This is a genomic window from Stenotrophomonas sp. 107298_Sma (assembly GCF_056480345.1).
In genome coordinates this window covers 826812-841142 of sequence record NZ_CM151094.1, presented here as the reverse complement: position 1 = coordinate 841142, position 14331 = coordinate 826812, and the positions used below count along the sequence as shown (strand labels likewise).

Below are 14331 nucleotides of genomic sequence, written 5' to 3'. Positions count from 1 at the left end.
GCCCCGCGCCGCTGTACCTGTCCTGGTTTCGCGCATGCACATGATGGAAGAGCTCCTGGTCGTCACCACCGGTGGCACGATCGACAAGATCTACTTCGACGACAAGTCGGACTACCAGATCGGCGACCCCCAGATCGGCATGATCCTGCGCGAGCTGGGCGTGACGTTCCGCTTCAACGTGATTCCGATCCTGCGCAAGGATTCGCTGCACATCAACGATGAGGACCGCGAGCTGATCCGCGCCACCATCGCCGCGCAGCCGACCCGCCACGTGCTGGTGACCCACGGCACCGATTCGATGGTGCAGACCGGCCAGGTGCTGGCGACGATTCCGGAGAAGACCATCGTGATGACCGGTGCGCTGAGCCCGGCACGTTTCCGCGGGTCGGATGCCGAGTTCAACATCGGCTGTGCGATCGGTGCAGTGCAGTCGCTGCCGACCGGCGTGTACATCGCGATGAACGGCCGGATCTTCGATCCGCAGCACGTGCGCAAGAACGTGGCCGCGAACCGCTTCGAATCGGTTTGAGGAACAGCGTGCCGACCAGGGTCGGCACCTACCCAAAGAGAAAACGCCCCGGCCGGAGCCGGGGCGTGCCCATGGAGAGGGGCTTGGGCTCAGTACTGGGCGTTGAGGGTCAGGCCCGAGAAGGTGCTGTAGGCCTTCACCCGCACATACCAGGTGCCGGCGGCCGGACTGTTGATGGTGCAGGTCTCGCTGTTGCCACTCAGGTACGGACGGCAGGTATACGCGGTATCGGTCGGGGCACTGCCCTGGCGCACGTACAGGTCGGCATCACCGCTGCCGCCACTGATCGCCACGCGCAGCTGGGTGCTGCCAGCCGGAACGTTGACCGTGTAGCTCAATGAGGCGCCACTGGCAGCGCCCAGGCCGGTGACCGGGACGTTGTTCTGCAGCACGTTGCCGCCCGGGTTCGGGCCACCGCCGTTGATCGCCGCAGCCACGGCCGCGTCGGCGTCGATGATGCCGGCGCCGCAACCACCCGAGCAGGCGCCCGGCAGCGGACGTGCAGTGCTCTTGATGATGCTCTCCACCTGCGCCGGGCTCAGCGGGCTCGGGGCAACGGACTGCATCAGTGCGACCACGCCGGCAACGTGCGGTGCCGCCATCGAGGTGCCGTTGTACGAAGCGTAGCTGGCGCTGCCCGGGGTGGTGGTGCCGCTGTTGAGGGTGGACAGGATGCCCTGGCCCGGTGCCGAGATGTCGATGCCGTTGCCATAATTGGAGAAGCTGGCACGCGCACCGGCCGAGGTGGTGGCTGCCACCGCGATCACGTTCGGGCAGTTGGCCGGCACCGACGAGGACACGTTGGTGTTGCTGTTGCCGGCTGCGACCACCACGGTGGTGCCACGGCCGACAGCGCCATTGATCGCGTTCTGGTAGGTGGTCGAGCAGCTGCCGCCACCGCCGAGCGAGAGGTTGATCACTTCGGCCGGATTGGCATTGGCCGGCACGCCGCTGACGCTGCCGCCGGAAGCCCACACAATCGCGTCGGCGATGTCGGAGGTGTAGCCGCCGCACTTGCCGAGCACACGCACCGGCACGACCTTGGCGTTGAACGCGGTACCGGCCACGCCGGTGCTGTTGTTGGTCACCGCCGCCACCGTGCCGGCGACGTGGGTACCGTGCCAGCTGGAGTTGGAACCCGGATAGCCGGCCTGGCACTCGTTGTCGCCGTACCAGTCACCTTCATCGTTCGGGTTGTTGTCGCGGCCGTTGCCGTCGCGCGCCATCGCGGCGTCGCTGATGAAGTCATAGCCGGGCAGGATGTTGGCGTTGAGATCGGCATGGTTGGTGATGCCGGTATCGATCACCGCGACTACGACGCCGGTGCCGGTGGCCTTGTCCCAGGCCGGCCGGATGTTGATGCCGGCATTGGAGGTGCCGAAGCCCCATTGCTCGCTGAAGCGGGTGTCGTTCGGGGTCAGCGTGGCGCGCATGATCTGGTCGACTTCGACGTATTCCACGTTCGGGTCGGCGGCCAGCTTGCGCATCAGCTGCTCGGATTCGGCCTGGTCGAGCGGACGATCGGTCTTGACCAGGGTCGGGCCGACGGCCAACTTGCGGACCTGCTGCAGGCCCAGCGCGCGGCCCTGGCTGCTGGCCAGGCCGGCGGCGGCACTCTTCAGTGAAGAGGCCAGTGCGGTGGTATTGGCCACCGGGGCACTGCCGTCGCGGTACTTCACGATGAAACGCTGGTGGGTCTGCGCGGACTGCAGGCCGCTGAGCTGGACGTCACCGGCCAGCGCAGGCGTGGCCAGCAGCAGCGATGACAGAACGGACGCACCAAGGACCACCCACACTCGACGCACACGCGGTTGCGTTACCTGGGACATCGTATTTCCCTTTCTTGTGGTGTGAATGCCGGAATCGGCAGAAGCACCGGCCCGAACCATGGGCTGGCTTGCATTGGCGAGGTTCGAAGTCCGGCGAGTCAGCGGATCCCCCTAACGATCCGCCGTGCAGATGACGCTAATGACCAAAACCGGACACCACAAGATTTTCAGCGTCTTTTCAGCAAGATGAAATGTTCGTTCTGAGACTTTTCGGGTCGAGGGTTTGTGAAGGTGAAGGAACTTTCTCGTGCCCTGCACGCACCTGACTGGGTCATCACGTGTCCTGTGATGACTTTGCCGACATCGGCGTCCACGCCCCCCGCAACGACCGCGCAGCATCCAGGCGGTGCCCCGGCCGGCCCTCGTCGGACGCGCTGACTACTTCGCCCGCGGAACGTCCGCTGGCCGGATGCGCTGCCCTTTGACCGGCTCGCCGCGTGCAACCGGCTGGCCATCGGCGATGTAATCGGAGAACTGTGCCGGCAACGCTTCGCCGACACCGAACACCGGCCCGGCCTGCAGCTGGTAGTGCAGGTGCGGTTCGGAGGAATTGCCGCTGTTGCCACAGTCACCGAGGTGCGCGCCGCTGCGGACAACCTGCCCCTGCGCGACGCGCACGCTGCCCTGGCGAAGGTGCGCCAGCACCGAGTACTCCTCGTTGCCGTGATCGAGAATGACGCGGTTGCCGGTGAGCTGGGCGGCATTCATCTGACCCGGCACGTTGTCGGCCACACCCTCGATCACGTCCACCACCGTACCGTCAGCCGGCGCAAGGATCGGGCGACCGAAGCAGTAGTAGTCATCATTGCGCAGGCCATCGCCACGGTGCGAGCGGCCATCGCGGACCACCAGCAGATCCAGCGCGAAGCGCTGACCGGCATGGGCCGCATGGTAGTTCTGTTCGACGCTACGCCCGCCCCAGAATACGAAGTACTCATCCTCGAACGGCAGTTGCAGCCGTGTGCGGGTCTGGTAGTCGAGGAACCCGCTCGCCGCGGCCTGTGGCGGCGTGGTCTGGAGCGGGCGGATGTAGAAGCCGCCGATCCGCCCGTCGGCATCGATGGCCCACAGCACCTGGATGATGGCCGGGCTCCTGGCGAAGCGCGCCTGTCGCAGATAGGTGTCGAATCCATCAACCTTCTCGACCTTCTCACTGACCAGCTCGGTTTCTGCGCCCCAACCCGCCAGCACCTGCTCGCGCAGCGTCACCAGGTTCTGCGGGGACTGCAGCCCCGCCCGCATCTGCGGCGTCATCCGTTCCCACAGGGCGTCGATGTGCCCTTCGTAGAACTGCGTGGTCAGCGCAGCTCCCTGTTGGCGCGGATCTGCGGCCGCGGCCACGCCTGTGAGGGCAGAAAAGGAAACAACCAGAACCGCAAACAGGCGCGGGAGCAATGTCATGTCAGGAGTCCTTTCGATCCGGATCGGGAATGCCGGCAACGATCGCCGCCAGCTGCGTGCGGTACTCGGCCAGGGCAGTGCGGCCCATCGGCGTCAACTGCAGGGTGGTCAGTGGGCGCTTGCCGCGGAACGACTTGTCGATGGCGACCAACCCTGCCGCTTCAAGCTTGCTCAGATGGCTGGAGAGGTTGCCCTTGCTCAAACCGCTGAGATGCTCGACAAATCCGAACTCGGCGGATTCGGCACCTGCCAGGATCGACAGGATCAGCAGGCGTGCTGGCTCATGGATCAAGCGATCGAGCTGGAGCAGCGCTCGGGAATCAGGCAGCTGGGTCATTCGACATTCGTCCGCGCCGCCATGAACGCGCGCATCTCCACCTGCAGCCGCTGGAAGCGCTGGTGGTCACGCCAGCCGGCCACGATCAGTGCGATGGATGCCAGCGGGAACACGACGGTGCTCGCGCCGAAGCCATACGCCTGCCCGGTGAAGGCCAGCGCGGCCTGGCACAGCAGGAATACCCCCACAATGAACTCCAGCGGCGTACGCAGCCAGCGCCACACCACCCAGGGCAACAGTGCCACCACGACCAGGTAGCCAATCGCGCGCAGGTCCCAGGGGCGTTCGCCCATCGGCGCCAGCCGGGTCAGCACGCTGCCGATCACCAGCACGCTCACCAAGGCGGTGAAGGCGATGAAGAAGCGCTGGAAGTTGCGCTCGGCCGGCGTCACCTGCTCCTCGACCTGGCCCAGACGCTGGTAGTAGCGACGCGCCAGCCACTGCTTGCCGACGATCCACAGCACCGGTACGGCGATCAGCACGACGCGCAGCGTCAGGGTGGTCGGCAACAGCGCGCCCGCAAGGAAGGAGGCCAGACAGGCAACACCGCCCGCGATCGCCGACAGGCCACCGGCACTGCGCGAGTAACGCGAGTATTCACGGGTCAACGCCTGCAGGCGCGAGGAAGGATCAATGACGGACGGCTGCTGCATGACACGCTCCATCGGGGTCGCTTGAATTAAGTTTGCATCGCAAACTTATTTGCGTCAAGCGCCTATCTGCTGCGGTCGACGGGCGGGCCCCAACGCAGAAAGCCCGTCACTGGGACGGGCTTTCAAGAAGAGCCGCCGGGCATGGCCCGGCGCTACAGGTTCAACGCGGGCGATCAGCCCAGCTTGACCAGCCAGTTGTGGCGGTCCGGCAGGCGGCCGTACTGGATATCCGTCAGTTCCTTGCGCAGCGACATGGTCACTTCGCCAGCCGGTGCATTGATGTCGCCCACCGAGAAGCCTTCGCCCTTGAGCTGGCCGATCGGGGTGACCACTGCGGCGGTACCGCAGGCGAACACCTCAGCGATGTCGCCGGAGGCCACGCCCTGCTTCCACTCGTCGATGCTGACCTTGCGCTCTTCGACCTTCATGCCGCGGTCGCGGGCCAGCTGCAGGATGCTCTCACGGGTGATGCCTTCGAGGATGCTGCCGGACAGCTGTGGGGTGACCAGGGTGCCATCCTTGTAGACCAGGAACACGTTCATGCCACCCAGTTCTTCCAGGTACTTGCCCTCGACCGGGTCGAGGAACAGCACCTGCGAGCAGCCCTGCGCCTGCGCCTTCTGCTGCGGCAGCAGCGAGGCGGCGTAGTTGCCACCGCACTTGGCGGCACCGGTGCCGCCCTTGGCCGCACGTGCGTACTCGGTGGACAGCCAGATCGACACGGGCGCCACGCCCTTGGCGAAGTACGGGCCGGCCGGGCTGGCGATCACGTAGTAGCCGGCCTTGTGCGCGCCGCGCACGCCGAGGAAGGCTTCGTCGCCGATCATGAACGGACGGAAGTACAGGCTCGACTCATCGGCCGACGGCACCCAGGCGCTGTCGACGGCGATCAGCTGCTTCAGCGATTCAACGAAGATCTCCACCGGCAGTTCCGGCAGCGCCAGGCGCTGCGCCGAACGCTGCAGGCGGCGGCCGTTGGCATCCGGGCGGAAGGTCCAGATCGAACCGTCGGCATGGCGGTAGGCCTTGATGCCTTCGAAGATTTCCTGGCCGTAATGCAGCACCGCGGCGGCCGGGTCCAGCTGCAGCGGGCCGTAGGCACGCACGTTGGCGTTGTGCCAGCCAGTGTCCTTGTCCCAACGCACTTCCACCATGTGATCGGTGAAGTGCAGGCCGAAGCCCGGCTTCTCCAGGATCTGGGCGCGCTCTTCAGCGCTGCGCGGGTGGTCCGAACGGGTGACGGCGAAGCTGGGAATGGACTGGGACACCGGAGATTTCCTGTTCTGGTTGCGGGTAGTACCGGGCCCGCGTCACTGCGGGCCGTGGGTCAAAGCATGCCGGTCTCGAGCCGGGCAGCCTCGGACATCATGTGCTGGTTCCACGGCGGGTCGAACACCAGCTCGACGTCGGCCTCGGCCACCGTCGGGATCATTTCAAGCTTGCTGCGTACGTCGTCGACCAGGATGTCGCCCATGCCGCAGGCCGGCGCGGTCAACGTCATCTTTACGTCGATCTCGCGCTGTCCTTCGTCCAGGTGCTTGATCTCGACCTCGTAGACCAGGCCCAGTTCGACGATGTTCACCGGAATTTCCGGATCGAAGCAGGTGCGCAGCTGCTGCCACACCAACTGCTCCACCTGCTCGTCGGTCGCATCGGCCGGCAGCTCCAGCGGAGCCGGCGCCTCCTTGCCGATGGCGTCACCGTCCTTGCCGGCGATACGGAACAGGTTGCCTTCCACGAACACCGAATAGCTGCCGCCCAGCGCTTGGGTGATGTACCCATAGCTGCCGGCGGGCAGGGTCACGGTGTCGCCCTGCGGGACCATCACGGCCTCGCAATCGCGTTCGAAGTGGACAGGTTCGCTGCTACGGGAATACATGGGGACCGATATGGGGCCGTGGCCAAGGCCACGCAAGACGGCATTCTAGCCCAGCCGCCCTACCCTCGCCGGTGCACTGCGGCAAACCACAGTATCCTGTGGATGACTTTCAGGGAGCTTCGATGTCCTCCAATGCCGCGCGTGCCAGGACCGTGACCTGGCTCTGGCCCCTCATGCTGCTGCTGGGCCTGCTTGTTGCTCCCCTTGCCTGGATGGTGCTGGCCCTGATGACCGGCCGGCAGGTCGGCTGGATGGCCGTGGTGACCGCACTGGAGCTGGTGTTCATGCTGCGCATGGGCACGCTGGGCCCGGGCCGGTTGCGCATCACCCTGGTGGTGCTGGGCACGTTGCTGGTGGCTGCGGTGGCCAACTGGACCATCGCCAGCGCCTGGATGGGTGGCTCGATCGGGCTGGACCTGTGGGATGCGACCACGCGGATGGGTCCGCACCTGGCCTGGACGCTGATCACCCTCGCCAATGGCGCGATGGAATGGCTGTGGCTGGCCCTGGGTGTGGCTGTGGGCGCCTGGCTGGCACGCTGAGCGCGTAGATCCACACCATGCGTGGATGGCGGATGTTGGATGTGGGGTCAGAGCCCTTTCCTGCGGAAAGGGATCCGACCCCGTTCCCTCAATGCCCCCCGTCGAGCCCCTTCAGCTCACTGACCAGCGAGGCCGCGGCTTCTGCACCATCGCCGTACAGCATGCGGGTGTTGTCAGCGTAAAACAGCGCATTCTCGATGCCTGCAAAGCCAGTGCCCTTGCCGCGCTTGATCACCACCACGTTGCGGGCGTTGACCACATCCAGCACCGGCATGCCGTAAATGGGGCTGGCCGGGTCGGTACGCGCGACCGGATTGACCACATCGTTGGCGCCGATCACCAGCACCACGTCGGTGTTGGCGAATTCCGGGTTGATGTCATCCATGTCGGCGATCAGGTCGTAGGGCACGCCGGCCTCGGCCAGCAGCACGTTCATGTGCCCCGGCATGCGTCCGGCCACCGGGTGGATCGCGAACTTCACCTTCACCCCGCGTGCGATCAGCCGCTGTGCCAGCTCCCAGATCTTGTGCTGGGCCTGGGCGACGGCCATGCCGTAGCCGGGCACGATCACCACGCGTTCGGCGAAGGCCATCATCGCCGCCACGTCAGCTGCTTCGATCGGCTTCTGCGAACCGGAAATCGCCTGCGCCTCGCCCGCCGCAGCGCCGCCGAAGTTGGAGAACAGCACGTTGCGGATCGGCCGGTTCATCGCCTTGGCCATCAGCCGGGTCAGCAGGATGCCCGCCGCGCCGACCATCATGCCGGCGATGATCAACGCCTCGTTGCCCAGCACATAGCCTTCGAACGACACCGCCAGGCCGGTGAACGCGTTGTACAGCGAGATCACCACCGGCATGTCGGCACCACCGATCGGCAGCGTCATCAGCACGCCCAGCGCCAGCGCCAGCACGAAGAAGGCGACGATCGCCCAGGTGTTGAGCGTGCTGGCCGCGATGATCGCCAGCACCACCACCGCCAGTGCCACCACCAGGTTCATCACCTGCTGCCCGGGCCAGGTCACGCGCTTGTCGAGGCGACCGTCGAGCTTGGCCCAGGCAATCACCGAGCCGGACAGCGACACCGCACCGATGGCCGCGCCGACCACCGCCAGCAGCAGCACCATGCCCGAGGGTTGGCGGGCAGCGAGGTCGGCCAGCGCCTGTGCGCTCCAGTGGCTGGTATCGCGGTTGGCGAGGAAGGCGTAGCGCAACAGTTCCACTGCACCGATGGCCGCGGCCGAGCCGCCGCCCATGCCGTTGTACAGGGCCACCATCTGCGGCATGTCGGTGACCGCGACCTTGCCCGCCGACCACCAGGCCAGGCCGGCGCCCAGCAGCAGTGCCACCAGGATCAGCGGCACGTTGTGCAGCTCGGGCAGGAAGAAGGTGGCCACGGTGGCCAGCAGCATGCCCAGCCCTGCCCAGCGGATGCCGCTGCGTGCAGTCAGCGGCGAGGCCATGCGTTGAAGGCCGAGCAGGAACAGCGTGGCGGCGACCAGGTAGCTGGCCTTGACCAGCCAATCGAGCAGTTCGATGGTGCTGATGTTCAAGCCTGCGGCTCCTTCGGTTCGTCCTTGTCGCGCTTGGGCGCACTCGGCTTGAACATTTCCAGCATGCGTGCGGTGACCACGTAGCCACCGGCGGCATTGCCGGCACCGAGCACCACGGCCAGGAAGCCCAGTGCCTTTTCCAGCGGCGTCTGCGCGTGACCCAGCACCACCATCGCGCCGATCAGCACGATGCCGTGGATGAAGTTGGACCCCGACATCAGCGGGGTATGCAGGATCACCGGCACCCGCGAAATGATCACGTGGCCGGCAATGGCCGCCAGCATGAAGATGTACAGCGCTACGAACCCGTCACTCACTGGCAACGCTCCCGCTCTGTCTTCGTCGCCCCATCATAACCATGGGCTGAACCCGGCGCGCGCCCGGCGTCAACCAAAGCCGCGCTCACGCGTTGCCAATGGTGACCCCGAGCGAGGAACCGTACCCTGTGCTGGTGAGCAGCCCCCTCCCCCCGAGCGCCGAGACCGATGCCCTGCCGGCATCGCTGGAGGCGTTCCTGGCCAGCGTCGGCCCGCGTGCGTTCCGCTTCGCCGAGGCCGGCCTGCGCCAGCGCGAGGATGCGCTGGACGCGGTGCAGGATGCCCTGCTGCGCATGCTGGACTACGCCGACAAGCCGGCCGCCGAATGGGCACCGCTGTTCTGGAGCATCCTGCGCCGGCGGGTGATCGACCTGCAGCGCCGGCGCCGCTTCCGCCTGCCGTTCTGGCGTGACAACCAGGACGCCGACGGCGGCGAGATCGACTGGGCCGACCCCGGCCCCGACCCGTCGCAGGCGCATGAGCAACACCAGCAGTACCAGCAGCTGGTGCAGGCACTGCGCACCCTGCCCGCCCGCCAGCGCGAGGCCTTCACCCTGCGCGTGCTGCAGGACCTGGACGGGGCCACCACCGCCCGCGCCATGGGCTGCAGCGAAGGCGCGGTAAAAACCCATCTGGCACGCGCCCGGCAAGCGCTGCAGGACTACTTGGAGACCCACCCGTGAACCGCCCCCTGCCTTCCGATGACACCCTGCGCAGCCTGCACGCGCAGTCGCTGCAGGCGTTGTCGCCGGCGACGCTGGCACGGCTGCGCCAGGCCCGCCATGGCGCCGGCGCGGCCCATCGCGGGCGCTGGCGCTGGTGGCTGGCCAGCGCCTGTTCGCTGGTGGTGGCACTGGGTATCGGCCTGCAGTTCACTGGCCATGGCACGCTGACGGGCCCTGCGCCAGCACCGGTGCTGGCGGCAGTGGAAGACAACAGCGCGCTGTACGACGAGAATCCTGATCTGTACCTGTGGCTGGGCGACAACGACCTGGCGATGGAGTGAACCCATGTCCCGACTGCATACCCTGCCACTCTTGCTGGCCCTGTCGCTGTTGCCGGCCGTCCCGGCGCTGGCACAGAGCGCCGCACCCGCCCCTGCCCCGCGTCCCGTGCCGACCGCACCGCTGCCGGCATGGGAACAACTGAGCGACGCCCAGCGCGAATCCCTGCTGGCGCCGCTGCGCGACCGCTGGAACAGCGCCGACGCTGGCCAGCGCCAACGCATGCTCTCGCATGGCCAGCGTTGGCAATCGATGAGTCCGGAGGAACGCGACAAGGCCCGCCGTGGGCTACGCCGCTTTGAACACATGAGCCCGGAGCAGCGCGAGCAGGCGCGTGCCCTGTTCGGCCAGATGCGTGATTTGCCACCGGCGCAGCGCGACGCCCTGCGCGAGCGCTGGTCACAGATGACGCCGGAACAGCGCAAGGACTGGGTGCGGGAAAATCCGCCGCCGGCGAAGCCGCGGTAACACGGTAGCGCCGGGCCATGCCCGGCGGATCCAGTGCCTTCCGCTGCGCTCGCCGGGCATGGCCCGGCGCTACCGGGTCACGCCTGCCAGCGCGTCTTCGCCAGCAGCTCGTCGTCCCAGTCGAACGCCAGCTGCCCCTCACGCACGAACAACGCGACGAAATTCAGCAGGTTGCGCGCGTACATCTCGCTGGCCTGGGTCGCGCCGCGACTGGCCAGCCCCAGCAGGCCATCGATGGTCACGCCCTGGTGCTCGATGCACTCACCCGGCCGGGTCAGCGCGCAGTTGCCGCCACTTTCGGCGGCCAGATCAACGATCACGCTGCCGGTGGCCATGCCTTCCACCATTGCGGCAGTCACGATCGTCGGCGCCGGTCGCCCCGGTACCGCTGCGGTGCAGATCACCACATCCACGCTACGCAGATGGTCGGCCAGCCGGCGCTGCTGTTCGGCGCGCTCTTCATCGGTCAGCGCACGCGCGTAACCGCCTTCGCCTGCCGCGCTGACGCCCAGGTCGAGGAAACGCGCCCCCAGCGACTGTATCTGCTCGCGGGTTTCCGGACGCACGTCGAAACCTTCCACCTGCGCACCCAACCGGCGCGCGGTGGCGATGGCCTGCAGGCCGGCCACGCCGGCACCGATTACCAGAACCTTGGCCGGACGCACGGTTCCGGCTGCCGTGGTCAGCATCGGGAAGAAGCGCGGTGCGCGCTCGGCCGCGATCAGCGCGGCCTTGTAACCGGCCATGCCGGCCTGCGAACTGAGTACGTCCATCGCCTGCGCGCGGGTGGTGCGTGGCAGCTGCTGCAGGGGGAACAGGTGCAGGCGATCGTCAGCGGCCAATGCTGCAAGCGCCGGATCACTGGCCGGGGTCAGCAGTCCGACCACGCTGGCGGCGGGTTTGAGCTGCTCCAGCACCGCCGCCGGCGGCGCCTGCACGCACAGCAGGATGTCGATCTCGCCCCAACGGCTGGCGTCGAAGACCCGCGCGCCGGCATCATCATAGGCAGCATCGGTGAAACCGGCAGCAAGGCCGGCACCGGCTTCGTACCAGACGCTGACGCCCAGCGCGCCGAGCTTGCGCGCGGTTTCCGGCGTCAGTGCTACGCGCCGTTCACCCGGCGCGGACTCCTTGATCCCCAGCAACGCCACGGCCATGCAGGTCCCCGCTGATCGGTGTGTTTTCCCGATCCTAGCAGGCCGTCACTGCTCAGTGCAGGGTGGCGTTGCCCGGGTCCAGCCGATCGATCACGCCCTGCATGGCGCTGTCGAAGGCGCCGTCGTCAACGTGGGCACGCAGGCGGCCCAACCGCACCATCACCGCCAGTTCCTCCGGCGAAGCCACGCAGAAGCGCACGCCACGGCGGTTGACGAACAACAGGCGCGAGGAAATCGGGCTGACCCAGGACAGCTTGCCGGCCTGGACCTTGCCGTCCTTGTCGACGAAGTCCAGCCAGTTACCGATCTCCATGCGACGGAAGCGATCGGCGTCGGCATTGTCGAAGTCATCGGCGTCGATCTGACCGCTCAACTCCACTGCGGGCGACTCGGCCACCGGCGGCGCCGGCAATGCGACCTGCGGCAGCTCCGGCAGCGCGCGCTGCAGTTCCGGGCGCGACTCGGCGATGCCCTGCAACGTGTCATGCAAGGCGTCGATCGCCCCGGTAGCCGCATCGCCGTGCACGCCGACGCTGGCAAACACCTTGGCCAGCACCGGCTGCCAGGCCTGCAGCCACGGCTTGCCGACAATCTGCCGGCGTGCCTCGGCCACTTCCTCCAGGAGGCCGTCGCCGAGGCTCAATGCCTCGGCCACCGACGCGCCTTCTTCGCCCTCGCGCAGCAGCGCCAGGGTCAGGTGGTGCTGCCACGGCTGGCGCAGAAACTCGGCAATGGCCGGCGGCAGGGAAGCATCGCCGATGCGGCGGTCCAGTTCGGCGCCGGCACGGCTGCGAGCCATTTCCAGCTTTTCCTGGCCACGCTGCGTTTCGGCGGCGCGACGCTCGGCAATTTCCACGCGGCGGCGATGCTGCACGAGGAATTCGCGGAACTCTTCTTCCAGGGTCAGGAAGATGGCCAGGTTCTCGTTGAACTCGGCCACCAGGCGCTCGATGATTTCCTCGACCTTGGCCATCAGCATGCGCTCGGCCTGGCTCTCGCCGGTGTTGCCTTCGCAGGCCTCGGCCAGCGAGTTGAGCAGCTTGCGCGCCGGGTGGGTCTTCTGCACGAACATGCGGCGATCAAGCATGGCGACCTTGACGAAGGGCACCACCAGACGGCCGATCAGTTCGCGCGAGCGGCCCTCCAGCTCGCGTTCGTCCAGCATCACGTCGAACAACATGCCGACCAGGTCGATCGCATCTTCGTCCTGCGGATCCAACCGGCTCTGGCCGGGGTCGACGCCAAGCCGGGTGGCGCTGGACAGGACTTCGCTCTTCAGCCGCTGCGCCAGCGATTCGCCGTCCTCACCGATGGCTGCGCGCAGGGTCGCGCTGGGCGTGGCCTGCAGCAGCGACAACACCGACATCATCTCGCGCTGGCTCAACGGGCGATGCTGGCCAACTGCAACCTGTGCGGCCGACGTTGCATCCTCGCGCACATGGCGGGTCTGCTGCAGCAGTTCGTGCAGCGCTTCCAGCAGCATGCCCTGCTGGCCCACGTAGGCCTCGCCGGTTCCGCCGTCTTCGCCAGCCAGATGCTGCTGCATGTGGCCGCGGCGCTCGGACCAGCGTGCGGCGAAGCGCTGCGCCCACGCCGGTGCGGCCTGTTCGTCATCGCCGGATTCAGCATCGAAGCCCACGCCCTGACGCTGCTCGACCAGATCGTCCAGGCCTGAAGGCACGCGCGGCTCGGGCGCGGCTGACAACGGACGCTGCTGCGCCCCCATCTGCGACATCACCCCGGCAGCAGCCAGTTGTTCGTCCAGCTTCTCGTAGATGCGGCCCACCGGCGCGCGCAGGTCGCGCTCGCACAGCTTGATCAGCACCAGATGCACTTCCGGGGCCAGCTCGCAGCCGGCAAAGGCTTCGTGGATGGCCACGCCCAGGTGCTCGGGGCTGATCGGGTTGTGGTCGGCATCCAGTTCGGGTCCACCGATCAGCCGGCCCAGGCGGCGATCCAGCCGCGCCAGCACCGGCTTGAAGTCGCGCAGCAGCACGGTGGCGAAGTTGCGCACCGCCAGCCGCGATTCCAGTACGTGTTCATCCAGCAGGCTGAGGCTGTCCTCGGCCGGACCCGACAGGGTCGCCTCGGCCGACAGCGGCTCACCGTTGGCCAACGCATCCCAGGCCAGCTGCAGGTGGCTGGCGAAGGCGGCAGCAATGTCCTCGCGGCGGCGGCGCAGTTCGCGCATCGCATCAAGGAACAACAGCTGCGACGAGCCGGCATTGCCGGCACGGTCGAACAGGGCATCGTCGAAACGCGCCAGTGCGGCCCCGAAGGCCTGGCACAGGGCAGGCAGGACCACCTCCCGGGCACGCTGGAGCTGTGCCGGGTCACGGCCCGGCGATCCCATCGGTGTGGGCGCGCTCATCATTCGGGAAGGCTCCCCACCTTCTCTGGTTCGACAGACAGCATGGACATCGCGACGACCGGTACACCCCATGTACCGGTACGTCGATGGTAGGCCGGCCAGCCCATCACGGACAGTGAAACAGTCCTCACTTCAAACCTCATGACCGGCGGCCCGGCAAGATAGATATCGTAAGCCGTGCAAGGCCTGCGAGGCGAGGGGAAGCGGCCGTCCTTTTCCCGCCAGTGGCATGACGTTCATCACAGTTTGATATTCAAGGTCCGGACGCGACACAAACGGCGTCTTTGACCACCCC

15 protein-coding genes are annotated in these 14331 nt (G+C 67.1%); 5 read left to right on the top strand and 10 right to left on the bottom strand.

Features of this window, described 5'->3' with window-relative positions; genetic code table 11:
• Window positions 1-43: 43 nt before the first annotated feature.
• A complete protein-coding gene (locus ACZK2G_RS03840; protein WP_046985220.1) occupies window positions 44-529 on the top strand; it encodes an asparaginase domain-containing protein in 486 nt (161 codons plus the stop codon).
• Window positions 530-618: 89 nt separating this feature from the next.
• On the opposite strand, the gene ACZK2G_RS03835 is transcribed toward ACZK2G_RS03840, so the two are convergent.
• The 6 genes from ACZK2G_RS03835 to sufT all read right to left on the bottom strand — a co-directional run bounded on the left by ACZK2G_RS03835 (window position 619) and on the right by sufT (window position 6628).
• The gene (locus ACZK2G_RS03835) at window positions 619-2358 is read right to left on the bottom strand and encodes a S8 family peptidase (RefSeq protein WP_004144921.1); all 1740 of its coding nucleotides are present in this window, start codon (window positions 2356-2358) and stop codon (window positions 619-621) included.
• Window positions 2359-2736: 378 nt separating this feature from the next.
• Window positions 2737-3759 (bottom strand): M23 family metallopeptidase, encoded by a 1023-nt coding sequence (locus ACZK2G_RS03830; protein ID WP_046985219.1) that lies wholly within the window; start codon window positions 3757-3759, stop codon window positions 2737-2739.
• A gap of 1 nt (window position 3760) precedes the next feature.
• On the bottom strand, window positions 3761-4096 hold the full coding sequence (locus ACZK2G_RS03825; protein WP_046985218.1) for a transcriptional regulator: 336 nt from the start codon (window positions 4094-4096) through the stop codon (window positions 3761-3763).
• A complete protein-coding gene (locus ACZK2G_RS03820) occupies window positions 4093-4749 on the bottom strand; it encodes a hypothetical protein (RefSeq protein ID WP_253078071.1) in 657 nt (218 codons plus the stop codon). The genes ACZK2G_RS03825 and ACZK2G_RS03820 overlap by 4 nt, the downstream gene beginning before the upstream one ends.
• 173 nt (window positions 4750-4922) lie before the next feature.
• Complete coding sequence (locus ACZK2G_RS03815; protein WP_046985216.1) at window positions 4923-6017, bottom strand: branched-chain amino acid aminotransferase; 1095 nt, start codon at window positions 6015-6017, stop codon at window positions 4923-4925.
• A gap of 59 nt (window positions 6018-6076) precedes the next feature.
• Window positions 6077-6628: a putative Fe-S cluster assembly protein SufT gene (gene sufT / locus ACZK2G_RS03810; RefSeq protein ID WP_004144911.1), complete on the bottom strand. Its 552-nt coding sequence runs from the start codon at window positions 6626-6628 to the stop codon at window positions 6077-6079.
• Between the two features lie 122 nt (window positions 6629-6750).
• Between sufT and ACZK2G_RS03805 the strand changes: the two genes are divergently transcribed.
• The gene (locus tag ACZK2G_RS03805) at window positions 6751-7170 is read left to right on the top strand and encodes a hypothetical protein (protein ID WP_295380482.1); all 420 of its coding nucleotides are present in this window, start codon (window positions 6751-6753) and stop codon (window positions 7168-7170) included.
• 88 nt (window positions 7171-7258) lie between these two features.
• Here ACZK2G_RS03805 and ACZK2G_RS03800 read toward each other — a convergent pair whose 3' ends face one another.
• Window positions 7259-8719, bottom strand: coding sequence for an NAD(P)(+) transhydrogenase (Re/Si-specific) subunit beta (locus ACZK2G_RS03800; protein WP_478474736.1), 1461 nt, complete (start codon window positions 8717-8719; stop codon window positions 7259-7261).
• Window positions 8716-9036: an NAD(P) transhydrogenase subunit alpha part 2 gene (locus ACZK2G_RS03795; protein WP_046985213.1), complete on the bottom strand. Its 321-nt coding sequence runs from the start codon at window positions 9034-9036 to the stop codon at window positions 8716-8718. The genes ACZK2G_RS03800 and ACZK2G_RS03795 overlap by 4 nt, the downstream gene beginning before the upstream one ends.
• A gap of 98 nt (window positions 9037-9134) precedes the next feature.
• Here ACZK2G_RS03795 and ACZK2G_RS03790 point away from each other — a divergent pair, with 98 nt between their 5' ends.
• Genes ACZK2G_RS03790 through ACZK2G_RS03780 form a run of 3 tightly spaced genes read left to right on the top strand, consistent with a single transcriptional unit; the run spans window position 9135 to window position 10508 of the window.
• Complete coding sequence (locus ACZK2G_RS03790) at window positions 9135-9719, top strand: RNA polymerase sigma factor (RefSeq protein WP_136639803.1); 585 nt, start codon at window positions 9135-9137, stop codon at window positions 9717-9719.
• A complete protein-coding gene (locus ACZK2G_RS03785; protein WP_136639802.1) occupies window positions 9716-10042 on the top strand; it encodes a DUF3379 domain-containing protein in 327 nt (108 codons plus the stop codon). Before ACZK2G_RS03790 ends, ACZK2G_RS03785 begins: the two co-directional genes overlap by 4 nt.
• A 4-nt stretch (window positions 10043-10046) precedes the next feature.
• Window positions 10047-10508, top strand: coding sequence for a DUF3106 domain-containing protein (locus ACZK2G_RS03780; RefSeq protein WP_136639801.1), 462 nt, complete (start codon window positions 10047-10049; stop codon window positions 10506-10508).
• A 77-nt stretch (window positions 10509-10585) separates the two neighbouring features.
• Here ACZK2G_RS03780 and ACZK2G_RS03775 read toward each other — a convergent pair whose 3' ends face one another.
• The gene (locus ACZK2G_RS03775; RefSeq protein WP_478474734.1) at window positions 10586-11665 is read right to left on the bottom strand and encodes an NAD(P) transhydrogenase subunit alpha; all 1080 of its coding nucleotides are present in this window, start codon (window positions 11663-11665) and stop codon (window positions 10586-10588) included.
• A 52-nt stretch (window positions 11666-11717) separates the two neighbouring features.
• On the bottom strand, window positions 11718-14039 hold the full coding sequence (locus tag ACZK2G_RS03770) for a PacR family protein (protein WP_136639800.1): 2322 nt from the start codon (window positions 14037-14039) through the stop codon (window positions 11718-11720).
• Between the last annotated feature and the right edge of the window lie 292 nt (window positions 14040-14331).